Annotated in this window: 22 protein-coding genes and 1 pseudogene; 7 read left to right on the top strand and 16 right to left on the bottom strand. The window is 43.9% G+C overall.

The window, feature by feature from the left end; genetic code table 11:
• The 4 genes and pseudogenes from E5329_RS01895 to E5329_RS01880 all read right to left on the bottom strand — a co-directional run.
• Positions 1-1,236: pseudogene (locus E5329_RS01895) on the bottom strand (hypothetical protein); the annotation flags it as partial.
• Complete coding sequence (locus tag E5329_RS01890; protein WP_135987887.1) at positions 1,233-1,427, bottom strand: hypothetical protein; 195 nt, start codon at positions 1,425-1,427, stop codon at positions 1,233-1,235. The gene E5329_RS01890 and the pseudogene E5329_RS01895, both read right to left, overlap by 4 nt.
• On the bottom strand, positions 1,424-1,648 hold the full coding sequence (locus E5329_RS01885) for a hypothetical protein (protein ID WP_135987886.1): 225 nt from the start codon (positions 1,646-1,648) through the stop codon (positions 1,424-1,426). The genes E5329_RS01890 and E5329_RS01885 overlap by 4 nt, the downstream gene beginning before the upstream one ends.
• A 12-nt stretch (positions 1,649-1,660) precedes the next feature.
• Positions 1,661-1,840, bottom strand: coding sequence for a hypothetical protein (locus E5329_RS01880; RefSeq protein ID WP_135987885.1), 180 nt, complete (start codon positions 1,838-1,840; stop codon positions 1,661-1,663).
• 133 nt (positions 1,841-1,973) lie between these two features.
• Between E5329_RS01880 and E5329_RS01875 the strand changes: the two genes are divergently transcribed.
• The 5 genes from E5329_RS01875 (at position 1,974) to E5329_RS01855 (ending at position 5,690) form a co-directional block, all read left to right on the top strand.
• Positions 1,974-2,798, top strand: a complete 825-nt coding sequence (locus E5329_RS01875; protein WP_135987884.1) for a hypothetical protein — start codon at positions 1,974-1,976, stop codon at positions 2,796-2,798.
• A 36-nt stretch (positions 2,799-2,834) separates the two neighbouring features.
• On the top strand, positions 2,835-4,037 hold the full coding sequence (locus E5329_RS01870) for a tyrosine-type recombinase/integrase (RefSeq protein WP_135987883.1): 1,203 nt from the start codon (positions 2,835-2,837) through the stop codon (positions 4,035-4,037).
• A gap of 155 nt (positions 4,038-4,192) precedes the next feature.
• Positions 4,193-4,708 (top strand): hypothetical protein, encoded by a 516-nt coding sequence (locus tag E5329_RS01865; protein WP_135987882.1) that lies wholly within the window; start codon positions 4,193-4,195, stop codon positions 4,706-4,708.
• The gene (locus tag E5329_RS01860; protein ID WP_135987881.1) at positions 4,705-5,019 is read left to right on the top strand and encodes a hypothetical protein; all 315 of its coding nucleotides are present in this window, start codon (positions 4,705-4,707) and stop codon (positions 5,017-5,019) included. Before E5329_RS01865 ends, E5329_RS01860 begins: the two co-directional genes overlap by 4 nt.
• A gap of 74 nt (positions 5,020-5,093) precedes the next feature.
• On the top strand, positions 5,094-5,690 hold the full coding sequence (locus E5329_RS01855; RefSeq protein WP_135987880.1) for a hypothetical protein: 597 nt from the start codon (positions 5,094-5,096) through the stop codon (positions 5,688-5,690).
• A 188-nt stretch (positions 5,691-5,878) separates the two neighbouring features.
• On the opposite strand, the gene E5329_RS01850 is transcribed toward E5329_RS01855, so the two are convergent.
• From E5329_RS01850 to E5329_RS01805, 10 genes are all read right to left on the bottom strand, one after another.
• A complete protein-coding gene (locus E5329_RS01850) occupies positions 5,879-6,889 on the bottom strand; it encodes a GGGtGRT protein (RefSeq protein WP_135987879.1) in 1,011 nt (336 codons plus the stop codon).
• Positions 6,890-6,989: 100 nt separating this feature from the next.
• Positions 6,990-7,682, bottom strand: coding sequence for an iron-sulfur cluster assembly scaffold protein (locus E5329_RS01845; RefSeq protein ID WP_135987878.1), 693 nt, complete (start codon positions 7,680-7,682; stop codon positions 6,990-6,992).
• A 257-nt stretch (positions 7,683-7,939) separates the two neighbouring features.
• The gene (locus E5329_RS01840) at positions 7,940-9,526 is read right to left on the bottom strand and encodes a putative ABC exporter domain-containing protein (RefSeq protein ID WP_135987877.1); all 1,587 of its coding nucleotides are present in this window, start codon (positions 9,524-9,526) and stop codon (positions 7,940-7,942) included.
• Entirely contained in the window at positions 9,523-10,224 is a 702-nt protein-coding gene (locus E5329_RS01835; RefSeq protein ID WP_135987876.1) for an ABC transporter ATP-binding protein, read from the bottom strand. The genes E5329_RS01840 and E5329_RS01835 overlap by 4 nt, the downstream gene beginning before the upstream one ends.
• Positions 10,225-10,251: 27 nt before the next feature.
• Positions 10,252-10,914 (bottom strand): LbetaH domain-containing protein, encoded by a 663-nt coding sequence (locus E5329_RS01830; protein WP_135987875.1) that lies wholly within the window; start codon positions 10,912-10,914, stop codon positions 10,252-10,254.
• 97 nt (positions 10,915-11,011) lie between these two features.
• A complete protein-coding gene (locus tag E5329_RS01825) occupies positions 11,012-13,180 on the bottom strand; it encodes a DNA topoisomerase (protein ID WP_135987874.1) in 2,169 nt (722 codons plus the stop codon).
• A gap of 69 nt (positions 13,181-13,249) precedes the next feature.
• On the bottom strand, positions 13,250-14,611 hold the full coding sequence (locus tag E5329_RS01820; protein ID WP_135987873.1) for an ATP-binding protein: 1,362 nt from the start codon (positions 14,609-14,611) through the stop codon (positions 13,250-13,252).
• A 286-nt stretch (positions 14,612-14,897) separates the two neighbouring features.
• The gene (gene hypB / locus E5329_RS01815) at positions 14,898-15,569 is read right to left on the bottom strand and encodes a hydrogenase nickel incorporation protein HypB (RefSeq protein WP_135987872.1); all 672 of its coding nucleotides are present in this window, start codon (positions 15,567-15,569) and stop codon (positions 14,898-14,900) included.
• Positions 15,570-15,653: 84 nt separating this feature from the next.
• Positions 15,654-17,390 (bottom strand): [FeFe] hydrogenase, group A, encoded by a 1,737-nt coding sequence (locus tag E5329_RS01810; RefSeq protein WP_135987871.1) that lies wholly within the window; start codon positions 17,388-17,390, stop codon positions 15,654-15,656.
• The gene (locus E5329_RS01805) at positions 17,384-19,216 is read right to left on the bottom strand and encodes an NAD(P)-binding protein (protein ID WP_135987870.1); all 1,833 of its coding nucleotides are present in this window, start codon (positions 19,214-19,216) and stop codon (positions 17,384-17,386) included. Before E5329_RS01805 ends, E5329_RS01810 begins: the two co-directional genes overlap by 7 nt.
• Positions 19,217-19,490: 274 nt before the next feature.
• On the opposite strand from E5329_RS01805, the gene E5329_RS01800 reads away from it, so the two are divergent.
• Together E5329_RS01800 and E5329_RS01795 are read left to right on the top strand one after the other, a co-directional pair.
• On the top strand, positions 19,491-20,321 hold the full coding sequence (locus E5329_RS01800) for an HAAS signaling domain-containing protein (protein ID WP_135987869.1): 831 nt from the start codon (positions 19,491-19,493) through the stop codon (positions 20,319-20,321).
• Positions 20,322-20,360: 39 nt separating this feature from the next.
• A complete protein-coding gene (locus tag E5329_RS01795) occupies positions 20,361-20,672 on the top strand; it encodes a PadR family transcriptional regulator (protein ID WP_135987868.1) in 312 nt (103 codons plus the stop codon).
• A gap of 142 nt (positions 20,673-20,814) precedes the next feature.
• Here the strand turns inward: E5329_RS01795 and asd are convergent, their stop codons facing one another.
• Entirely contained in the window at positions 20,815-21,900 is a 1,086-nt protein-coding gene (gene asd, locus E5329_RS01790; RefSeq protein WP_135987867.1) for an aspartate-semialdehyde dehydrogenase, read from the bottom strand.
• Positions 21,901-22,104: 204 nt separating this feature from the next.
• Entirely contained in the window at positions 22,105-23,529 is a 1,425-nt protein-coding gene (argH, locus tag E5329_RS01785) for an argininosuccinate lyase (protein ID WP_135987866.1), read from the bottom strand.
• Between the last annotated feature and the right edge of the window lie 22 nt (positions 23,530-23,551).

Below are 23,551 nucleotides of genomic sequence, written 5' to 3'. Positions count from 1 at the left end.
AAGATAATCATTCACATCTAACTGCTCATTGCTGAAGAAATACACATCTTTGCTGTCCTGTAGCATATTATTTCGATTTCTAATATTGCACAGTGTCGCTACTGCTTTCAGATACTTGCCCTCTGTATCAACATTTACTGCATATCGCACAAGTGCATCTGATAAAACCTTTGCTGATGCTCTCGCACTCAACCCCTCAATATCATCAATCCACCGTTTGCCGTCATACCTCATAAAATCTTTTCGTGACGGGTTATATCTGTGCCTGTCCTTAAAAACATCTGCAAATAGCCGCCCGAAGCCTTTATCACTTGTTTCATACCGTTCAGCATGTAAATCCTTTAATACTTGTTCTAAGCGGCTATCCTGCTGCCTCTGTGCCTTTATAGGGGTGTCGTGTTTCGCTACTCCCTCCCTTACGGCTTCTTTAACGGTACTCTGTTCCTGCTGTAGCATCTTCTCAAACTCCTGCTTGCTGTGTCCGGCATTGAAATAATCCGTTATATCCGCTTTAGGTATATCTGGCATGGGTACAATGATTTTACTGCTCTTTGCAACCGTTTTAATGTCGTTCTGGATAGTTTCAGCAACACGCTTTCCTGCTTCGTCATTGTCCGCAAGAATATAGACATCTGCCCTCTGCACCAATGTAGCAAAATCCGATTGCCAGTCATTTACGCCGCCATAAGTAAAAGCTGTGTAACCCTGTTTTATCAGAGTATCAGCGTCTTTCTCTCCCTCTGGTACAAATACAGGCTTGTTCTCTGCAATCGCCTTATTTATGGCTTGTAGGCTTCCATATATAGCTTTATAACTCTTTCTTGGTGTATCTCTTGGCAATCCATATATAAAGCGGTCATTCTCCATTCTGCCATACAAGATTTTCTTGCCCTCACATCGAATTTTTGTAAAGGCATAAGCACCGTTAATGGAAACGTAATTGTAAACTGCTTCAATCCGGCGTTTCTCCCTAGCTTCAACATAGGCTTTCCAGTTTGGGCTTCTCGGCTCTACATCATAAAAGGTATCTTTCTTTTCAAGCCCTGCTGCATTTAGTACATCATCAACAGTACATCCTGCATGGCAGTAGAACAAAGTACATTTTCTTCCTTTTGTGATTGTCAATGAAGCGTGTTTGTCATCATGCGCCGGGCATCGGCATTGTACCTTATCTCCATAGCGTTTCATTATTTTAAAGAACAGCAGATTATTTTCAAAAATTTCTGTACTTGTCATTTCTTCCACCGCCCTTCTAAAATCTCCCGAAGATGTTCCGCTTGTTCGTCAAGGGCATCCATTTCTTTTTGCATATAGTGGTAGAAATACTCGTTCTCGCTATGTTCCGTCTGCAAATACTCATATACCGCACGCTTTTGCATTAACGCTTTTTGTTGCTTCTTCAATCGGTATTTTTTCAAAATATTCATTCTGATGTACCTCCTTTATAAAGGAAGCCTGTTTCTTCGTAAAACTTCTTAGGATAAATCAGATAAGAATATTGTCGGCTCTTTGGTGTTCTATGATATGCACATCCCCAATTTACAGCCTCACTTTGTAGGAGTAATCGCACTGTTTGAGCATCTACCTTTAAGGCTTTAGCGGCAACAGCTACAGGAATGTTTGCACATTCAAAAATAAGTTCGCTCATATCATCACCGCCTTACTGCTCTGCTGCCAAATTGTCTATAATTGCTTTAATTTCTGTTTTCTTATCTACTGGTAACTCATGCCTTAAAACTCTGGAAAACGCTGTTTCATGGGCATATCCTAAACGCTCCGATACTTCCCAAAGATTTACTTTGTGTTCTTTTGCATAATTTCTTATATCAACATTCTTCATGTCATACCTCCAAAAAAGATAACAATATCAACAGTTTCTACTTGACGTGCGCTCGTCTTATGGTTATAATAACAATAACGAATGAGAAATGCTATTCTCAAATATTTCGCAAAATCGAGGTTTTTTATTAAAAATGAGAAATTTATTTCCCACAAAATCAAAAAAATTCGGTGATCGCTTAAATGCACTAATGACACGCGAAAACCTTAGCAGTTTAGATTTAGCAGCAAAACTACTCGGATATTCTGAAAAGCCCAAAAGCAATGCAAGAGAATATGAGGAATGCAGGAAGAAAGAACGAACGATAAAAAACCACTTAAAATTAAATGCTTTAGATAATTTAAATAGCAGTGAAAGTTTATCTACAATATATTTAATTGAATATTGTAATTTTTTTCATTGTTCGGCAGATTATCTATTAGGATTTATTGATTTTCCTACTAACAAAAATCAAAGTGTATATGAAATTACTGGCTTAAGTGATATTGCTACAAATACTCTTTCATCATGGTATGAATATCAAAAGAATATGAAAAGAGATTATCAGGAACAAATATATTTTCCTATAGAAATACTAAATATTTTATTATCTGATAGCAATACGGAATGGTTATTGCGTGGTATTCAAGATTTATTAAAGTCAAATTATAAAATCCCTGCATATCACAATGGAGAATGGGAGGTTGCAAATATCAATGAAAAATACAGCAAATGTTCAACTCCTAAATATATTGTTCCAGATAGTGATTACGATGTTATTAAAGGACATGACGGATTTAGGGATTTATACTTACTAACACTTGTTCAAGACAAAACAAAAACTTGGGATAATACACAAATTGCACTAGATGATGATTTTTTTGAAGCTGTTGCCATGAAAACAATAGAAAAATATTTAAGAAAAATTCGAGATAACTATTTGGAAGAAAAGGAGAGTGATTCAAGTGAAACTACCTAATGGCTTTGGCTCTGTCTACAGAAAGGAAGTGATCTCATGGCATTATTGAAATGTCCGGAGTGCAAACATGATGTATCTGACAAGGCTACTGCCTGCCCTCATTGCGGTTATCCTATGAATAGCCCTACCAGTACAAAACCACGTATCAGAAATGGCAAACCAACAAAATTACCCAATGGATACGGAACAATCTACAAACTGCCTGGAAAGCGTTCAAAACCATTTAGGGCTGTCAAAACTGATAAATGGGTGCTGGATGCCGATACAGGTAAAAGCAAGCAAATACGCTTCACTATCGGCTATTATGCCACTCGTGAAGAAGCTATGATTGCTCTCGCTGAATATAATGAAAATCCGTATGATATTAAAGCGGATAGCATTACATTTTCAGAAGTCTATGAAAAATGGAATGAGGGATATTTCCCTACTCTCTCCAATTCGTCCAGTATCAGAACCATCACAGCGGCATACGCTTATTGTAACGGTCTTTATGATATGCGGATGAAAGATATAAGGGTATCTCATTTAGAGGGTACTATCTTAAATGCAGATGTCGGAGACAGCACAAAGGGCAGAATCAAAAGCCTGTTCAATATGATGTATAAGTATGCTGTAGCGCATGATATTGTAGATAAGGATTATGCTTCTGTAATGTTTGCAAACGGCAACCCAATTAAAAGAGAGCGCACAAAAGAACCTGTACCGTTTACAGATGAAGAAGTACGGCAGTTGTGGGATAACAAAGACTTGATACCTTTTGCTGATATGGTATTGATAGGAATATATAGCGGATGGCGGCCGCAAGAATTATCTATACTGCAAATTGCAGATATTGACCTTAAAGCAGAAACCATGAAAGGCGGCTTGAAAACGGATGCCGGTAAAAATAGAATAGTTCCTATTCATCCAATAATAAAGCCGTTAATTGAAAACCGCATGAAAGAAGCTGACACTCTGCAATCTGAATATCTCTTTAATGATGTAAACGGGCAGCAGGGTACATATATGACATACGACAAATACCGCAAGAGATTCCAGAAAGTCATGGACAGATTAAAAATGACACACCGCCCTCACGAAACCCGGCACACATTCATTACAAAGGCAAAAGCGTGTAATGTTGATGAATATATTTTAAAGCTGATTGTAGGACACGCCATAGAGGATATTACCGAAAAGGTATATACCCATAGAACAATGGAGCAACTAAAATCCGAAATGGAGAAAATCACAAAATAGGAAGGAGTTGATACAGATTGATTGCAGCAATTAAAAAGGCTCTACAGTACCGCAAATACCATAGCGCCGCTACCCAGTAATAAGCTACCACGCAAATTAAAGGGAGTATGTTCATTGTAGCATACTTCCCAACCAAAAGAAAGGAAGATTTTACAATGAAGAAGATTAAGAACTTGACCGCCGCCGAAGCAAAGGAAGCCTTTACCAAATGGGAAGTAAAGCATCCCCGGCATGATGATTTTGATTTTAATTCCGCACAGATCGGAAATTACAAAGAACTTTTCAGACTGGCAGACAGAGAAAGCATTATTGATTTGATTTATGACCTTTTCAATTATGGCTTTATGGCAGGGTACAAGCAGGCAGAAGCAGAGCAGAAAGCAAAGATTGATAAGCGTATGTACAATGATATGCACCGCCGACTTTTGGAACTTGTCTATTATTTGCCTTTTGGATATCGTGCAGAATATTTCTATTGTATGATGTCCCATTTATTGCCGGAAGATTGTTTTTATCTTATGCCAAAGAGAATAACAAAGCCAATGCTTGAAATCCGGGCAAAGATCGAAGAAAAGAAAGCAAGGGAAAAGGCAGAACGTGAGGAACGCCAAAAAGTCATTGATGAAGCCTTGAAGCAGTATGAACAGCAGAAAGGCGGTGAATCTGCATGATAGTACACAAAGGACTTTTGAGCAAGGAAGCCGCCGAGGAAATTTTTAATATTGAATCGGTATATCTTGACCGTGGAAACGTGATACCATGTTACCGAGTAGCGGAAATGTTTGGGGATTGGATAAAGGAATATGCAAGAACAAGATTAAAGGATGGCAATGATTGTAATGCATGGGGCGATTGCCACGAAAGACCTATGATTTATTATCTTAGTAAATCCGGCTTTATGAAAGTAGTGGCAGAAAGAAATTATTTGCTTATGGCTAATGAAATCAAAGAAAAGGGCATAAGTGGAGGATTAGTTAAATAGAATAACCGTTACATAAAACCGTATTGGATTTTAGGGCTATTCTTAATCGGGTAGCCCTTGAAAGAAGTACAGCATTGAACACTATCGAACTAGATGAATGTTACGAATGGTGGAATTTCCGTCCAGATAACGTATTACAAGTATGTGAAAAGATAAAAGAATATGAGGCTTATTTTACAGATATGAGTTTGAATAAGAATGGGCTTCTTAAAAATTATATTGCAAGCCCTCTTGAACATCCCTTAGACGAATTACTTTTGTATAATCCATCTTCCTGCTTCAAAGTTTGTGTCAATGACTTAACAGACTATGGTTACGCTGGATGTGTTAATAAACAAAATAGAATTTTAGCTATAGACAATCTTTCGGCAAACAAAAAAGAAGTAATTTTACATGAAATGATACATGCCCATGAAATTTTATTAGAAGAAAAAAGCATACTTCTTCGAGATGCACTATTACTTGAATTATACAACAAACTAAAACCCATATATCCTACTTTAGACCAGATAATAAAGCATCATGCCAATTTTTACAGATATAAACAAACTGTAGCTGATAATGGCGAACATGATATTTTGTTTTTGCTCAAAAGCCTGGAACTTGATGATGTTTTGAAAGTCAAGCCCGGTACTGTATTTGGATATGACATGGATATATCAACGATATAACATCATCCCTATATAGGCATAAAATTAGACCACTATCCTCTTACTTTGGGTAACGGTCTTTTTTATGCTTTAAATTTGTGTGCTACCTCATGTGTGCTACCTGTGTGTTACTTGTGTGCTACGTGGCAAAATTAAGGGCTTCCGCTGACAATCTATATCAACGGAAACCCTTGAAAATACACTATTTCTTAGAACTTTCCGGCTTTAGCTGCTTCCTCAATGGAAACTGCAACTGCAACAGTAGCTCCAACCATCGGGTTATTTCCCATTCCGATCAATCCCATCATTTCTACATGGGCCGGTACGGAAGAGGAACCTGCGAACTGTGCATCAGAATGCATACGCCCCATAGTATCTGTCATACCATAAGAAGCCGGTCCTGCCGCCATGTTATCCGGATGAAGGGTACGTCCTGTACCGCCGCCGGATGCAACAGAGAAGTATTTCTTGCCCTGCTCATTGCATTCTTTCTTATATGTACCTGCTACCGGATGCTGGAAACGGGTAGGATTGGTGGAATTACCGGTAATGGAAACGCCAACATTTTCATGATGCATAATTGCAACGCCTTCCTGCACATCATCTGCACCGTAGCATTTTACAGTTGCGCGAAGCCCGTCAGAATATGGTTTTTCATAAACTACATTCAATTTTGCTTCTTTATAGTCATATTTTGTCTCAACAAATGTGAAGCCGTTGATACGGGAAATAATCTGTGCTGCGTCTTTTCCAAGGCCGTTTAAGATAACGCGCAGAGGTTTCTGACGTACCTTGTTTGCTTTCTCAGCGATACCGATAGCGCCTTCTGCTGCCGCAAAGGATTCATGGCCTGCCAGGAAACAGAAACATTCTGTCTCTTCTTCCAGTAACATTTTGCCCAGATTTCCATGTCCAAGACCTACTTTTCTGTGATCTGCAACGGAACCAGGAATACAGAATGCCTGAAGCCCCTCTCCAATTGCTGCTGCTGCATCTGCTGCTCTTTTCGCTCCCTTTTTGATTGCGATTGCCGCGCCTACGGTGTATGCCCAGCAAGCATTCTCAAAACAAATTGGCTGGATCTTCTTTACCTGTTCATAAACATCAAGTCCAGCATCCTTTGTGATTTTCTCAGCTTCTTCCACGGAGCTGATTCCGTAATTATTTAAAACAGAATTGATTTGATCAATTCTTCTTTCATATGATTCAAATAAAGCCATTTGAAATGTCCTCCTATCTTCTTGACAACGGTACTTCTTCCTTACAGTCATTAGCATGTAAGCCGACTTGCCTGCTTTTCTAAAAGGCTGCTTCCTGGGACTACTCTGCCCTCGGATCGATAATTTTAGCAGCGTCTGCCACGCGGCCATACTGGCCTTTTGCTTTCTCCCATGCGGTGTTAGGATCATCACCTTTTTTGATAAAGTCAGTCATTTTGCCAAGGCTTACAAACTGATACCCAATTACTTCATTGTCAGCATCCAAAGCAATGCCGGTTACGTAACCTTCTGCCATTTCAAGATAACGAACACCCTTTTCCTTTGTTGCATACATCGTACCAACCTGGGAACGAAGTCCTTTTCCTAAATCTTCCAGACCAGCGCCTACTGCCAGTCCGTCATCAGAGAATGCACTCTGGGTACGTCCATATACAATCTGTAAAAACAGCTCTCTCATAGCTGTGTTAATTGCATCACAGACAAGGTCTGTATTCAATGCTTCCAGGATTGTTTTTCCCTGCAGAATCTCTGCTGCCATAGCTGCAGAATGAGTCATGCCGGAGCATCCGATGGTCTCTACCAAAGCTTCTTCAATCACGCCATCTTTTACATTCAATGAGAGCTTACATGCGCCCTGCTGGGGAGCACACCAGCCAATACCATGCGTAAAACCGGAAATGTCCTCAATTTTCTTGGAATGTACCCATTTTCCTTCTTCCGGAATGGGAGCTGGTTCATGTTTTGCGCCCTTGGCTACCGGACACATGTTTTCGACTTCCTTCGTGTAAATCATTTTAAGACTCCTTTCAATGTATACATTATTTGATGACCATGCGGCCCGCCTTACGGCAGACGAAACATAGCGCATGCTTCACATGTTAAAACATTGTTATGCATTTAACATTCTTACCCATATTTAACCATATTTTGACGAATTAGTCCAGTGTTTTCCACAGAATTTTTGTCCAAATCTCAGGTTTGCCGCAACGCTTCCAATGGCTCGCCTGTTACACGGAACCATACCCGCCTGTTTTTGCGAGAACAAAAGCTTTACTCCAAAACCTCCATTTTTGTAAAAGAAACAGAAGCTGCCGCTGCTCCGGCAAAGGTAAGAAGCCCCATCACTACAATCATGGCGAAGAATCCTGCCTCCACGGAAATCAGGATTCCTGCCACGACTGCCGCAATAATGCCAATAAATATGGCAAGACCCTGGAACAGAATCTTTACAAGGTTGCGCCCGGTATTTCCCAAGGTATTTCCCACCAAAGCGTCTGCCAGCATTCCATAATAAAGACGGTTTGCCTGAAGACATACATACAAAAGAATCGTAAGCACAGTAAGGGCCGGGCCAATTCCCAGTGTCACCGCCCCCGGCAGGGTAATTAAAATTCCATCCGCAATTGCCCGGAAATGTTCGATTTTCGTGGCATACCATAATTTTTTCAAGGGCGTATCCGGAATCAGATAAGTGTAAGGGTTCTCCAGTTCCTTGGACCATTTGGTGGCGTAACCGCTGAAAATGAATATTACATAGCTGGCCACTCCGGGAACAATGAAGATTTTGGCAGGCCCGAATTCATTGACTGCATCATTGAAATAACCTACGGCTCCAATAAGGATTCCAATTCCCAGGCACAGCAAGGTATTCCATCCAAAAATAAAAGTCGGATTTTTCTTATATTCCAACATCTGCCTAAAATAAATCGCTTTGGCGTAAGAACCTTTGTATTCCACTGACGCCTGCTTGAATTTCCGATGTTTTTCTAACCAGGGAATGGAAGCAACGCCTTTTTTCTGCTTCTCTCTTCTTGCCTGGTATTCATCTGCAAATTTCATGGCGTCTTCGTAATACGCCCCTGTGCATTCCATCCGCCAGGCTGTCAGGAACATCAGCACCGTAGAAACCAGAAACAATCCCATGCCGATGATATTTACCGTATCTGCCCCCAGGAAAATCAACCGGGTTACCGCAACGTTCCATCCTACCACCGGAACCATCTGTATCACCGGCAAGGCAAAAAACTCCTGCAAAAGCCCAAAAGAGGGCTCCCTGGTAATCATAAGATATGCAGCAATCGCCACAATCACGCCCATAAACAAATACATTGCCACAACAAGGCCCTTGAAAAATTTCTCAGAAAACCTTTCATTGCCATAGCAGAATATTATGGCTGACGCTTCCAAAATGCTTTCAAAAACCACAAAAAACAGAAAATACGCCAATCCCTGCCAAATGCCTGCCCCAAACCACATCACTCCGGCTGCAACAATGACAATTCCGATGATAATATTTATTGCAAAAGATTTTACTCCAGCAAACATCAGCACCATTTTAGGGCTGACCGGAGAAGAAAATACAAAATGCACTTCACTGGGACGAAACAGCAGCCCCCGCCGTCTTGCATAACTTATCAGGTTGGCCGGAATCAGCCAGAATATAACCATGGACAGAATCGTCACCAGATTTTCTGTGGATCCAAAATTTTCCTCCTGTATCATCATGTGAAAACTGTTATAAATCATTACAATATATAACAAAAGAAAGATTCCCATGATATATGTAACCGGACGTTTCAGGGCTTTTTTTATTCGATTAATAATAGTTCTCTGATACAAATAGAGCAAACCTTTCATTCTGACTCACCGCCTCCTGTAATCCGGAAAAACAGTTCCTCGATATCTGTATCCTTTGCCTGCTCCCTGGTAAATGTCCCTACAATTTTTCCCTGTTCCATAATAAACATCACGTCCCACAATTCTTTCACCATTTCCAGCATATGAGTACTGATTAATACCGTAACTCCCTGGGCTTTCAATTCCAGCACCACTTCCTTCAGTTCCTTGATGGCCGCCGGATCCAGCCCCACCATAGGCTCATCCAGAAGAATTACCTTAGGGCAAATGGCAAGGGCACAGCAAATGCTTACCTTCTGCATCATTCCTTTGGAAAGTTCATTTCCTAATTTGTTCTGCTTATCTTCCAATTCAAAACGAATCAAAAGCTGTTCCACCTCTTCGTCGGTAATAGGGGAATTATAGGCCCGCCGCACATATTCAATATGCTCCCGTACCGTCAACGCATCAAACATGGCCGGCATTTCCGGCACATAGGCGAAGATCCGTTTGGCTTCCAATGTTCTGGCCGGCATTTGTTCAATGCCCACGCCGCCTTCATAACGCAAAAGTCCGGCAATGCTTTTGATAATGGTGGACTTTCCAGCTCCGTTAGGCCCCAGCAGAATCCCAACCTGTCCGCCGGGAACCGTAAAACTTACATGGTCCACCGCCAGATAGTGCCCGTATTTTTTCGTCAAATTCTGAATTTCTAACATAACCCTCTCTCCTTTCCAAAGGCTATTTCATGCTTTTTCCACAATATCGTTTTTTTTCTTATAAATAGAATTGGCGGGAACCACGCCTCTTACCATGGAAAGGGGGTAAATATTGCTGGATGTTCCAATTACCGTTCCTGGATTCAAAACGCTGTTGCAGCCCACTTCCACTTCATCTCCCAGCATTGCCCCGAATTTTTTCAGGCCTGTGGCAATTTCTTCTTCCCCTTTTACTGCCACGAGAGTTTTGTCTGATTTCACATTCGACGTAATGGAACCTGCTCCCATATGAGCTTTAAAGCCGAGAATGGAATCTCCCACGTAATTGTAATGGGGCACCTGAACCTTATTGAATAACACTACATTCTTCAATTCCGTAGAATTGCCCACAACTGCGCCTTTGCCTACAATGGCGTTTCCCCGGATAAAGGCGCAATGGCGCACTTCTGCTTCTTCATCAATAATCACAGGGCCGTTGATGCTGGCAGTTGGAGCAACCTTTGCTGATTTGGCAATCCAGATATGCTCTCCCTTTTCTTCATATTTCTCCGGGTCCAGCGTTTTGCCAAGCGCAACAATAAATTCGCTGATTTTCGGCAGCGCTTCCCAGGGATAGGTCAAACCCTGAAATAAATCTGCTGCAATCGTTTCTGATAAGGTATATAAGTTACTGATTCTGCATGTTTCCATTTTGTTTTCCTCTTTTCTTAAAATTATGATAATACTCTTTTGCATGCTGCCAGATATCCTGTCCCATTGTCTTCTGAGCAGATCAGGTTCTTTGCAGTTACAGAGTTTTAGCGGGCTGAGTTTTGTTCTTTCCTTTGGAACCTTTTTCTTTCGCCTTTTCCTTATTTTCTTTATAATATGAAGATGCATGTTGGAAATATCCCCGAAGCGCATACTGGTTATTCAGGCCCAGTACGCCGCTGGTGCGGCTTCTTACAAAATGCTCCAGCTTAGCCATGTATTCCTGAGGAGTAATGCTCCCTTCTGCCACATAGGTAAGCCCTTTTTCCCAGCTTGCAGTTAATTCAGGATTTAACAAAGATCGAATCGAAGCATTTACCACGTCATATATCATCTCTCCCAGCAAGGTAGGGGTAATGACCTGTGTCTTCTTATTCAGAGCAAGGTATTTGTTATTCACCAGCTTTTTCAAAATCTCCGCTCTGGTTGCGCTGGTGCCGATTCCGCTTCCTTTGATTTGCGCGCGAAGTTCTTCATCTTCAATCAGCTGGCCGGCATTTTCCATGGCAAGAATCATGGAGCCGGAATTGTAACGTTTTGGCGGAGAAGTTTCCCCTTCCTTGATATTTAATTCTTTAACCGGAAGCTGCATTCCCTTTTTCAGAGCAGACAGCGCTTCCATTAAATTTCTGTCACAGGAAGTCTCTCCGGAACCAGAAGTATTGGACGCGGGCTCCTTTCCCTCGGGCTGTTCTCCTTTTTTTTTCTTCTGAAAGGAATAGTTCATTACTTTCAGGTAGCCGGGATTTTCTAACACTTTAAAAGAAGCAAAAAATTTCTCCTCTTTTTGAGAGTCTTCGAAAGCCCCTTCTTTTAAGTCTTTGACAGCCTTTTCTTCCAACCTTGCTGATTTCATACTGGTTATCAGATTGATTTTCCGGTAAACCGCGGGTGGAAAAAAGATTCCCAGAAACCTTCTCACAATGGTCTCGTACACATGCAATGCTGTTCCATTCAAACCAGGAATTGCGGAAAATCCCTGGCCGGTAGGGATAATTGCATAGTGATCCGTAATCTGCTTATCGTTCACATAGCGGGTCTTTGCAATCTTTTTGTGGTTTCCGTTTTCCAGAATTTCCTCGGCAAAGCTCTTAACGGAAGGGATATTCTTCATTCCTCCGATATTCTTATGAATCTCCTTTGCCACTGCCGAGGACAGAACTCTGGCGTCTGTTCTCGGATAAGTTACCAGCTTCTTCTCATACAATTCCTGTACAATCTGCAGTGTCTGATCCGGACTGATCTTAAATAACCTGGAACAGTCATTCTGCAGCTCTGCCAGATTATATAACAGCGGCGGATTCTTATTTTCTTTTTTCTTCTCTATGGAACAAACTGACGCTGTTAGTTCTTCCGATTCTTTTTGATAGGTTAAGTTCTGAATTAATTTTTCTGCATCTTTTCGTTCCTTAAACCCATTGTCTTTGTACAATTTGGGAGACTGAAAATATTGGGACCCCTCTACCGCGCGCCATTCACCTTCTACCGGACTTCCCTGAAGCTCCACCGTGTTCATCACGCGGTAAAAGGGCGTTTTTACAAATTCCCGGATTTCACGTTCCCGGCGTACCACCATTCCCTGGACGCAGGTCATCACACGTCCCACGCTGACTACCGTATATTTGGTTCTTAAGAAATTCGAAATGGCGTTTCCGTATTTCAGGGTAAGCAGGCGGGAAAAATTAATTCCCATAAGATAATCCTCTTTTGCCCGCAGATAGGCGGATTCACAGAGGTTATCATATTCCGACAAATCCTTTGCCTCCCGGATTCCCCGCAAAATCTCCTCTTCTGTCTGAGAATCAATCCATACCCTGCGCCGCATTTTCCCACTGACCCTGGCCTGGCGCTCCACCAGCCGGTAAATGTATTCTCCCTCTCTTCCAGAGTCAGTGCATACATAAATGGTATCCACATCCTTCCGGTTCAAAAGCCCAGCTACAATCTTATATTGCTTCTTTACTCCCGGTATCACTTCATACTTAAATTCCTCCGGAAGAAAGGGCAGCGTCGCAAGACTCCACTTCTTATATTTCTCATCATAAACCTCTGGATAGCTCATGGTTACCAAATGCCCCACACACCAGGTAATCACAGCTTCCCCGGATTCCATATATCCATCATAACTTTTTAAATCCAATTTTAATGCTTTGGCAAATTCCCGCGCCACGCTTGGTTTCTCTGCTATGTATAAAGCCTTCGCCATAAGTTCTTATCCTGCTTTCTATTTCTGTCCTGCCTTTTTATCCATTTCCTGTTTCCGTGCGGCGCTGTTTTACATTCTGTTCATATCCACCAACAAAATACGTTCATCCCCTTCTACCACCTTCACCAGATTTTCATCAAAGCCTCCGGCGCTGAATAAATAATAGTAATTTGCCGTAATTTTCGCCTGCTCCATACTTTGAAAAAGCTGTTGGCACATATCAAAGGTCATAGGTCCTTCTGCCCAGCTGCAGAGACAAATGATATTTTCCCGTACACTGTTCTGGGCTATAATATCAATATGCCCTTTCTTTCCGATCCATGTGCCCATTTTATGAATCTTTAAGGGCAGCCTGCCTACCATGTCCTGCAATTTCAGATATTCCATACAAACCTTGACAAAATAGCGTTTCAGATAACCTTCCAGTTCTCCTGCAATATGCTTATCGTAAAATTCTTCCGGCTCCATCTGGTGAAAATCTGACGAATAGGGATAAACAAATTTAAACCAGAAATTAAGAAAAGTATCTTTTATCTGATACAAGCCTTTCTGAGCATTCTGCCAGCCTCCTGTTTCAAAGGAATAGACTTTTTCCACTACATCAAATTCCATAAGATTTTTCAGATAAACACTGATTTTGGCCCTGGAAAACCCCGTAGCCTGGTAAATATCGTTCAATTTATGCTTCCCGGAGGCCAGAACCTCCAGAATGGTATGGTACACAGACAACTCCCGCAGCTGGCTGCGGATAATTTCTTCCGCTTTTCCATGCAGAAATCCCCGTTCTGAAAGAATATGGGTGCAGATATTGCGGCGGATATCCTGCTGATCCTCCCATCCCTTCATATATTCCGGCACGCCTCCGATGACGCCGTACGCCTCCACGCTTTCCCGCACGCTGTAATTTGGAAACTTCCGCACCAGATCCAGAAATCCCAATTCCTGAATCTTGGTAATCCCGTCTATTTTCTTCATAGAATTCCCCATAATCTTGGGCAGCTCCTGCTCTGCCCAGGAAATGGAAGAGCTGCACAAAAGAATCATTACTGGCCCAGGATATAATTTCTTTCCCTTTAATTTCAGAATGCTTTCGATAAACTGCGGTTCTTTTTTCTGAATCCGGTGGAACTCCTCAATGACCACCACCAGCTTACTGCCGTCTCCGCTTTTGATCCGCTTAAAAAAAGTGTCATAGGAATCCTCAGAAACCGCCACCTGATACTGATCTGTAATTTCCTTTCGCATCCTCTGCTTCTGAAACTGGGGAGAAATGTCAGGCGCATAATAATAAAAACGCTTTTTATTTCTGCAAAACTCCTGCACCAGCTTACTGCCGCCGTTTTCTTTCCTTCCATACAGTACCAAAAGCTGGTTGCCGCTCTTTTGATACATCTGCTCTAAATATTGTAATTCCTGCTTCCTTCCTGCCATAACGAACCCCCGTATTTTTTCGATTATGCCTTAGTAATTTCCCTTCTGTATCATATCACGATTTAATTTCTTTTACAATAGGGTTCTTTTTATTCTCATAACCATATCACTATCCGGTTCCAGACATGCCAAAAGGGCTGTCAGAAAATGAAATTCAGGCACACTATATGGCTTTGGTTTTCAAGAACTCGCACCATATATTGTGTACAAATTTCATTTTCCGACAGCCTCCTGTCTTTTTATTCCCTCACGGGTTTCATGCACCGTATGCTTGCAGCGGGCCGGTTCATTCCTGCATCCATTCTTTTACATGCTTCAGAATCCAGTCTGCCAGTTCTGGAATTCCCTCTCCTGTTTTGGCTGAGAGAAAGATAATGTCAATCTCAGGATTCCTCATCCTGGCATTTTCGATGACTTTTTCTTTATCAAAATCGAAGTAATCTATCACATCCATTTTATTGATCACCAGAAGATCACAGATTTGATACATCAATGGGTATTTCAGGGGCTTATCATCGCCTTCCGGCACAGACAGAATTGTCATATTTTTAACTGCCCCTGTATCAAATTCCGCCGGACAGACCAGGTTTCCCACATTTTCCAGAATCACCAGATCCAGATCCTTCCTTCCAAATTCCCGAAGCCCCTGTCTCGTCATATCTGCATCCAGATGGCACATTCCTCCGGTATGGATCTGGATGGATGCAATTCCTGCTTCCTTCATGGCCTGAGCGTCTACTGCGGAATCAATATCCGCTTCCATCACTCCCATGCTCACCTTGCCTTTTAACTCCTCTGCAAGAGCCAGAAGGGTTGTAGTCTTGCCGGAACCTGGGGACGACATCAGATTCAGGAGAAATGTTTTTTCCTGTTTTAACTGTTCCCGCAGCCTCCCGGCGTCTTTGTCGTTGTCTTCGAAGATACTCTGCTTTACTTCTATCACTTTCAATCCATCCATAATTATGCTCCTTTTCTCTGTTTCCTTACCTAAGCATATTCCAACCGTATCTGCCGCTCCAGAGGAATGCAGGCCCTGCTTCCTTTATGCCTTTGAGGGCATATCCCATCCTGAATGATCCGTATGCAAAAGCTCATGAGCCCTATGGGACAACGGCTTCTCCAGATATTGGGCGTAAAGGGCGCGGACAGAAGGATTCTCATGAGAAAATCGCAGGGGATTTTTCTTATCCAGCGTATAGAGCTTGCTTCCCCTCTCTCCTGCCATTTCACGACCTTCGGTAATAGGCTGTCCGCCGCCACCCGCACAGCCGCCCGGACATGCCATAACTTCTACAAAATCATATTCTGCTTCCCCGGCAATCACCCGTTCAATCAGCTTTCTGGTATTGCCGAGCCCATGCACAACAGCCGCCCGGATGGGGATTCCTGCAATTTCCGCCGTCACCTCTTTGATTTCGTCCAGTCCCCGGACCATTTTAAATGCATCCGGCTTGGGATTTTCTTTTTTCAATGCGTAGTAAGCAGTTCGAAGAGCCGCTTCCATTACGCCGCCCGTAGCTCCGAAAATTACGGCTGCGCCGGAGCCAGTGCCCAAAGGAGAATCAAATTCTTCCTCTTCCAGATTTGCCGGGCAGATCAGTTCGGATCTTAACATCCTGTCAAATTCCCTTGTGGTAAGCACCACATCCACATCCTTGTCTGCACCGGCGTCATTGATATTGGGCAGGGCGCACTCTGCCTTCTTGGCGGTACAGGGCATAATAGACACACAGAAAATCCTGCTTGGGTCTGTATCCAGTACTTTTTCTGCAAAATAAGTCTTTGCCACCGCCCCAAACATCTGCTGGGGAGATTTCGCCGTGGACAGCTGCTCTGTCATGTCCGGATACTGGGATTTTAAGAACCGCACCCAGCCGGGACAGCAGGAAGTGTACATGGGCCACTGATATTTTTCTCGGTGGGTCATTCGCTCCAGAAATTCATTTGCTTCTTCCATAATTGTTAAATCAGCGCTGAAGTTTGTATCAAAGACATAATCCATACCAAGTGCGCGGACTGCTGCCGCCATGCGCTTCTCTGTGGCCATTTTTTCCGGCAGGCCAAGGCCTTCGCCCCAGGCAGAGCGAACCGCCGGAGCAATCTGCACCACAACAATTTTGTCCGGATCGTTCACAGCGTCCATAACCTTACGCACATCATCCCTCTCCCGAAGGGCTCCGGTGGGACAATGGGTAATGCATTGCCCGCACAGCGCGCAATCTGCTTCTGTAATGGTACGCATTTTGGACACTCCCACGCCGGTACGCTTTCCTGTATTTACAATGTCCCAGATTCCCAGGGACTGTACCTTATCGCAAATCTGTACGCAGCGCATGCACTTAATGCATTTGCTGTCGTCTCGGATCAGCGGAAAACTTAAATCCCACTCTTTTTTCTCATAGGACTGTCCAAAGGGCACATCATTGATGTTCATGTCCGCGCAGATTTTCTGCAAAGCGCAGCTTCCGTTCCGCTGGCAGGCCGCACAGCGGAAATCATGCTGGGACAAAATGATCTGAAGATTCATCCTGCGGGCGTAATGGGCTTTCAGGCTGCTGGTATACACCACCATACCCTCTTCCGCCGCAGTGTTGCAGGCTGCCACAAGAGTGTCCTTGCCCTCAATTTCCACGCAGCAGATGCGGCAGGCCCCGATTTCATTTAAATCTTTCAGAAAACAGAGGGTGGGAATCTCAATTCCTGCAGCGGCGGCAGCCTTTAAAATCGTAGTGCCCTCCGGCACCTGTATGTTCTTGTGATCAATCGTTAAATTTACCATTTGTCCTGTCTGCCTCCTCTCAATACGCCGCATCCATGGCGATCGCACCGCAGGCAGCGGCTTGCTTCCTGATACGCCTCTTCGTCGCTCATGGTATATTCAATACCTTCAAAATTATCTTTCCGAGCCCAGGATTCTTTCTCTCCCAGATTTACCCTTCCGCATGGAACCTTATCGTTTAACAGCGGCTCAGGAATCTCCACATCCACCGAAATCTCATGATGGCATCCCAGAAATTCATCAATATTTGCCGCTGCAACTTTTCCGGCCGCAATGGCCTTAATTACCGTTGCCGGCCCGGATACGCAATCGCCGCCTGCATACATGCCCACACGGTTCAAAGCGCCGGAAACGTCTGCCAGAAGCTTTCCTCTCTTTGTGGCAATTCCTGCCTGTTCAAAAGGTTCTGTGACAATATCCTGTCCCACAGCCATAAGAATTACGTCGCATTCCAGCCGTTCCTCCGCCTTATCTGCTTTCCGGGGAGAAGGACGGCCTCCTCTTACCTGTCCGATAATCTGGGGCTGCACCCACAATGCGCTGGCGTTGCCATTGTCATCTTTTTCAATCCGAAGAGGCGCTTTTAACGTAAGAAGCTCAATTCCTTCTGCAATGGCTCCTTCCACCTCCGCCGGCAGGGCAGTCATATCTTCCTTACGCCTGCGGTATACAATGCTGACTGTCTTTGCATTGGAGCGGATTGCCGTTCTTGCACAGTCCATCGCCACATTGCCGCCGCCCACTACAATGACCCGTTTTCCTGTGAAATCCGGATACCTGTCGTCTCCAATCTCACGGAGCATATCCACAGCTGAAACCACGTTGCCGCTGTCCTCCCCTTCAAGATTCAGACGCTTTTCCGCATGGGCGCCGATTGCGATATATATCGCATCATATGTATCATTAATTGCCTTTAATTCTTCTGTTCCAACGACCGCATTCAGCTTCACTTCCACCCCGGTGGAAAGAATGGCGTCAATATCCTCCTTCAGCCTTTCTCTTGGGAAACGGTAATTGGGGATTCCATAGCGCAGCATACCGCCAAGCTGTGCCTTTTCTTCATATATGGTGGTCTGATGCCCCATCAGCTGCAGAAAATACGCTGCTGTAAGGCCGGAGGGGCCTCCGCCGATAATTGCCACCTTCCTTCCGGTAGACTCTGCGCAGGCGGGAACCGGAACTTCTTTTGCATTGGCCTTATCCATCACATAATGCTTGATTCCGCGGATATTGATGGAATCATCAATCATATTCCTGCGGCACCGCTTCTCACAGGGATGCTCACAAATCAGCGCGCATGCTGTGGGGAAAGGATTGTCCTTACGGATCAGCCGCACGGCGTCCTCGCATCGGTCGGCTCCTGCCAGTGCAATATACCCTGGAATGTCCACATTTGCCGGACATAATGTCACACATGGAATAGGCTGTTCAAAGGTACCTGTGCATTGGTGCTCTTTCACATGTGAAATATAATCTTCTTTAAACCCTTCCAGCCCCGCCAGCACCATACGGGCAGACTCAAAGCCGATGGCGCAGTCTGCGGAATTCTTGATATTGGTAGCTGCATGTTCAATTAAGTTAAGCGTCTCCATGGTTGCCGTATTATCCAGAACACTTTCCAAAAGTTCTTCCAGAATGCCAAGTCCGACGCGGCAGGGAACACATTTCCCGCAGGTCTGGGCGTGACATACTTTTAAAAACGCAAGCTGCATGTCAACCGGACAGACCCCAGGCGGGTTTGCGATAATACGCTGTGTAAATTCCTTCATCAATGTTTCTGTGGTGGAATTTACCTTGTCCGTAGAAATTACTGATAATCTGCTCATATTCCTTCTCCCTGGTTATTTTTTATGCAGACTGACGAAAATCCTCCCTTTTCCATCAATCTATGTTCCATTCTAACTGGAAATTTCCAAGAATGCAAGAATCGTTAATTCTTTCACAGCAAACGCAGATTAACTATTGATTAATAAACAATAGTATTATATAATAGTTTCAGAGGATATCCTGACAGAAGGGAATCTCTGTACTTCCCAATCACAGCATACTCAAAATAATTCCAAAAGTAATTTCACCTGCGCTTGAAAGGAGGCGTCTCTTATGAAAACAAAACGTGATTTTCTTTTACAGCTGCGTTATTACATGACTTTCCGCTGCAGCTTCCGGGAAATCCGGGATACTTTGGAGGATTTCAACGGCTTTTTTGAAACAGGACTTTCCGAAGGGAAAACAGAAGAAGAACTCTGCCATTCCTTTGGACGCCCCAAAGAAATCGTCAGACAACTGACTTGCTCCGCCAAAGCAGGCAGGCAGAAATTCTCCCTGCATATGATTTTTCAGCTTTCCCTTGCTTTTTGCACCTTCCTTTTTGCCTTCTGGGTATCGGTAAATTCTTACCGGTTCGCCTCACTGCCAGTTTTACCTGCCTGCGCTGCAGTGCTGGCTTCTGCCGCTATTTTACTTTCCGAAAGCAGAACCTTTCCGGCAAACCTGGGCCTTTCCGCTCTCTGGTCAGGCACTTTTCCGATCCAACAGATTTTTTCCTGCGCTCTGGCCGGATTCCTGACTTTTTTCCTCTGGAAAAGCATTGATCGGCTCTCTGAACTCTTGCCTTCGCCCGCTCTTGGAACCGTTGCTCGGAATATCTGCCTGCTGTTTATGATTTCAGGGTTGGCCCTGTTTCTTTGGAGCGGTTACGCTTTTTTTCACGGAGCCTCTCTTTCCCTTGGACCAGCTCTGCAGGGCGTCGGCCTGCTGGCTTCCTCCTGGCTCTGCCTGGATTTTCTGCACAGGCTGGATATGAGACTTATGCCTCCTTATCTCTGGCTTCTTCCTCTGGGACTGAGCTTTTTGATCTCTATTTTTTACTATCTGGCTGTGAAATTCTCTGATTTTCACCAAAACAAATCAAAGAAACTCCCACGTCACTGACTGCCGGCAATGCAGCTTTCAGAAAGGAGAACCATCCCAATGGATGCCCAGATGAAAAAAGGCGTATTGGAAATGTGCCTGCTCTATCAGCTTTCCCAACATGATTATTACGGCTACCACCTGATGCAGATCTTAAAACAGCATTTCCCGGAAGTAAATGACAGCTCCTTCTATGTCATCTTGCGCCGCCTGCACAAAGAGGGCCTGACAGAATTGTATTATGGAGATGATTCAGGCGGGCCTAAAAGGAAATATTACCGAATCACGGAAAAAGGGAAAGTTTATCTGAATCAGTCTGTTTCCGACTGGAAAGAAATAAAATCAAGAGTTAAAAATCTTGGAATAAACTGAATAATTAACATTTTTAAGTTGTACAGATAAGGGGCTGTCGGGAAATAACAGATTTTCCACAAGATCTATTGTGAGTCTTTCCATGTCACAACCATCTATTATGTATAAAATCTGTTTCCCGACAGCCCCTTCAGATAGCACATTATTTTGCACTGATATACCCCTGTGCTTTCAGCAGCTCTGCACAGAGTACGGCTCCTCCTGCTGCGCCTCTGACTGTGTTATGAGAAAGCCCCACAAACTTCCAATCATATACCGTATCTTCTCTGAGACGTCCAACGCTGATTCCCATGCCATTCTCATAGTCCACATCTTCTGTTACCTGTGGACGGTTGTCTTCTTCCAGATATTGGATGAAATGCTCTGGCGCGCTGGGCAGCTTCAGTTCCTGAGGCTCTCCCCGGTAATTCCTCAGTTTCTCAATCAGCTGTTCCTTCGTGGGCTTCTTTTTAAATTTCACAAATACTGCCGCCGTATGGCCGTTTAACACCGGAACACGGATACACCGACAGGTAATCAGGGGACTTTCTGCCGGAACAATCACGCCGTCCTTGATTTCGCCCCAGATACGGAGCGGTTCCCGCTCTGATTTTTCTTCCTCGCCGCCGATAAACGGAATAATATTTCCCTCCATTTCCGGCCAGTCCTGAAAGGTCTTTCCGGCGCCGGAAATCGCCTGATAAGTGGTCGCCACCACCTCATAAGGCTCAAATTCTTTCCATGCAGTCAGCACTGGAGCATAGGACTGGATGGAGCAATTGGGTTTTACTGCAACAAATCCCCGCTCTGTCCCCAGACGTTTCTTCTGGAAATCAATGACCTTCATATGCTCCGGATTGATTTCCGGCACCACCATAGGCACATCTGGCGTCCATCTGTGGGCGCTGTTGTTGGAAACCACCGGCGTTTCTGTTTTGGCATAAGCTTCCTCAATGGCCTTGATTTCCTCCTTGGACATATCTACTGCACTGAACACAAAATCTACTTTGGACGCCACTGCCTCTACTTCATTCACATTCATTACCACAAGATCCTTTACCGCTTCCGGCATGGGAGTGTCCATTTTCCAGCGTCCTCCCACTGCATCCTCATACCGCTTTCCTGCGGAACGGGGGCTGGCTGCAATGGTTGTCACTTCAAACCAGGGATGATTTTCCAGCAAAGCAATAAAACGCTGCCCCACCATTCCAGTTCCTCCGAGAATTCCTGCTTTTAATTTCTGACTCATTTCATAATCTCCTCGCTTTTTCTTATTGTCCGTTTTGCGCGTACAATTGTCGCTCTGCTAAATATCCTAATACATTTGATAGAAAAAAGCAATCCTGCATATTACACAAAATTGCAGAAGTAAATTCCGGACTTTCGTGTATTCTTCCTAATTTTCCGGCATATGCCCAGTATCTTTTGAAACAACGCCCCTCCAAAACAGCCATTATAATTGCAGCAATTCCTGTTCCCAGTCTTTCAGCTCCTTCTTCCAGTCTCTGCTGAGATATTTTTTCTCTATGGCAATCACTTTCTTCATGGCTTCCTGTCCCGGCGCGCCAATGGTGAGACGTTTTTCCACACAGGTTTTCATGGAAACCGCATCAAAAATATCCTCTTCAAACACAGGACTGATGGCTTTTAACTCTTCTAGGGACATATCGTCAATGGCAATCTTTTTTTCAATGCAATACAGCACAATCTGTCCTACAATTCCATGGGCGTCCCGAAAGGGCACTCCATGATTGACCAGATAATCCGCTGCGTCTGTGGCGTTGGTAAATCCATGCTTTGCACTGGCCTCCATCCGTTCCTTTTGGAACTTCATGGTGGAGAGCATTCCCGTAAAAAGCCCAAGGCACCCTTTTACGGTATCCATAGCGTCAAAGGTCAGCTCCTTGTCCTCCTGCATGTCTTTATTATAGGCCAGCGGAATTCCTTTCATTGTGGTAAGCAGGGACAGCAACGCTCCATACACACGTCCGGTTTTTCCCCGGACAAGCTCGGCAATATCCGGATTCTTCTTCTGGGGCATAATGCTGCTGCCGGTACTGTAGGCGTCATCAATCTCCACAAACTGATATTCATTGCTGTTCCAGATAATCACTTCCTCTGAAAAACGGCTCAAATGCATCATAATCGTAGATAAAGCAGATAAAAATTCAATCAGATAATCCCGATCGGACACTCCGTCCATACTATTTAACATAGGTCCCTCAAACCCCATCTGCTCTGCCGTATCATACCGGTCCAAATCGTAAGTTGTTCCTGCCAGAGCGCCGGAGCCTAAAGGACAATAATTCATTCTGCGGTAAATATCCTCCATGCGCTGCCGATCCCTTTTAAACATTTCAAAGTAGGCCCCCAGATGGTGCGCCAGGGTTACCGGCTGAGCTTTCTGCAAATGAGTAAAGCCGGGCATATAGGTATCTGTATTATGTTCCATAATTGTTAAAATTACATGTAATAATTTTTCCAGCAATTGATCTGTTTCCAGCACTTCCTGCCTGGTAAACAGCCGCATGTCAAGCGCCACCTGATCATTCCTGCTTCTTCCGGTATGTAATTTCTTGCCAGTATCTCCCAGACGCTCGATAAGCGTAGCCTCCACAAAGCTGTGGATATCTTCGTATTCGTGGGAAATCTCCAGGGTTCCCGCCTCCACCTCCTGCAGAATGTCCTGAATTGCCGCTGCAATCTCCTTTGCTTCTGTTTCTGTGAGAATCCCCTGTTTTCCCAGCATTTTCACATGGGCAATGCTGCCTTCCATGTCCTGTCTATAGAACTTTTTGTCAAACGATATGGACGCATTGAAATTATAAACCAGCTGATCCGTTTCTTTTGTAAAGCGTCCGCCCCATAACTGTGCCATATTCTCTTACCTCTTTCTTTTT

It is taken from the genome of Petralouisia muris, assembly GCF_004793545.1.
GTDB classification, from domain to species: domain Bacteria; phylum Bacillota; class Clostridia; order Lachnospirales; family Lachnospiraceae; genus Petralouisia; species Petralouisia muris.
This window is presented reverse-complemented; position numbering and strand designations above follow the sequence as displayed.

Bases quoted from the DNA above. Each gene is read 5' to 3' on its own strand.
- E5329_RS01890 (WP_135987887.1), bottom strand. From the start codon at position 1,427: ATGAATATTTTGAAAAAATACCGATTGAAGAAGCAACAAAAAGCGTTA.
- E5329_RS01885 (WP_135987886.1), bottom strand. From the start codon at position 1,648: ATGAGCGAACTTATTTTTGAATGTGCAAACATTCCTGTAGCTGTTGCC.
- E5329_RS01880 (WP_135987885.1), bottom strand. From the start codon at position 1,840: ATGAAGAATGTTGATATAAGAAATTATGCAAAAGAACACAAAGTAAAT.
- E5329_RS01875 (WP_135987884.1), top strand. From the start codon at position 1,974: ATGAGAAATTTATTTCCCACAAAATCAAAAAAATTCGGTGATCGCTTA.
- E5329_RS01870 (WP_135987883.1), top strand. From the start codon at position 2,835: ATGGCATTATTGAAATGTCCGGAGTGCAAACATGATGTATCTGACAAG.
- E5329_RS01865 (WP_135987882.1), top strand. From the start codon at position 4,193: ATGAAGAAGATTAAGAACTTGACCGCCGCCGAAGCAAAGGAAGCCTTT.
- E5329_RS01860 (WP_135987881.1), top strand. From the start codon at position 4,705: ATGATAGTACACAAAGGACTTTTGAGCAAGGAAGCCGCCGAGGAAATT.
- E5329_RS01850 (WP_135987879.1), bottom strand. From the start codon at position 6,889: ATGGCTTTATTTGAATCATATGAAAGAAGAATTGATCAAATCAATTCT.
- E5329_RS01845 (WP_135987878.1), bottom strand. From the start codon at position 7,682: ATGATTTACACGAAGGAAGTCGAAAACATGTGTCCGGTAGCCAAGGGC.
- E5329_RS01840 (WP_135987877.1), bottom strand. From the start codon at position 9,526: ATGAAAGGTTTGCTCTATTTGTATCAGAGAACTATTATTAATCGAATA.
- E5329_RS01835 (WP_135987876.1), bottom strand. From the start codon at position 10,224: ATGTTAGAAATTCAGAATTTGACGAAAAAATACGGGCACTATCTGGCG.
- E5329_RS01830 (WP_135987875.1), bottom strand. From the start codon at position 10,914: ATGGAAACATGCAGAATCAGTAACTTATATACCTTATCAGAAACGATT.
- E5329_RS01825 (WP_135987874.1), bottom strand. From the start codon at position 13,180: ATGGCGAAGGCTTTATACATAGCAGAGAAACCAAGCGTGGCGCGGGAA.
- E5329_RS01820 (WP_135987873.1), bottom strand. From the start codon at position 14,611: ATGGCAGGAAGGAAGCAGGAATTACAATATTTAGAGCAGATGTATCAA.
- hypB (WP_135987872.1), bottom strand. From the start codon at position 15,569: ATGGATGGATTGAAAGTGATAGAAGTAAAGCAGAGTATCTTCGAAGAC.
- E5329_RS01810 (WP_135987871.1), bottom strand. From the start codon at position 17,390: ATGGTAAATTTAACGATTGATCACAAGAACATACAGGTGCCGGAGGGC.
- E5329_RS01805 (WP_135987870.1), bottom strand. From the start codon at position 19,216: ATGAGCAGATTATCAGTAATTTCTACGGACAAGGTAAATTCCACCACA.
- E5329_RS01800 (WP_135987869.1), top strand. From the start codon at position 19,491: ATGAAAACAAAACGTGATTTTCTTTTACAGCTGCGTTATTACATGACT.
- E5329_RS01795 (WP_135987868.1), top strand. From the start codon at position 20,361: ATGGATGCCCAGATGAAAAAAGGCGTATTGGAAATGTGCCTGCTCTAT.
- asd (WP_135987867.1), bottom strand. From the start codon at position 21,900: ATGAGTCAGAAATTAAAAGCAGGAATTCTCGGAGGAACTGGAATGGTG.
- argH (WP_135987866.1), bottom strand. From the start codon at position 23,529: ATGGCACAGTTATGGGGCGGACGCTTTACAAAAGAAACGGATCAGCTG.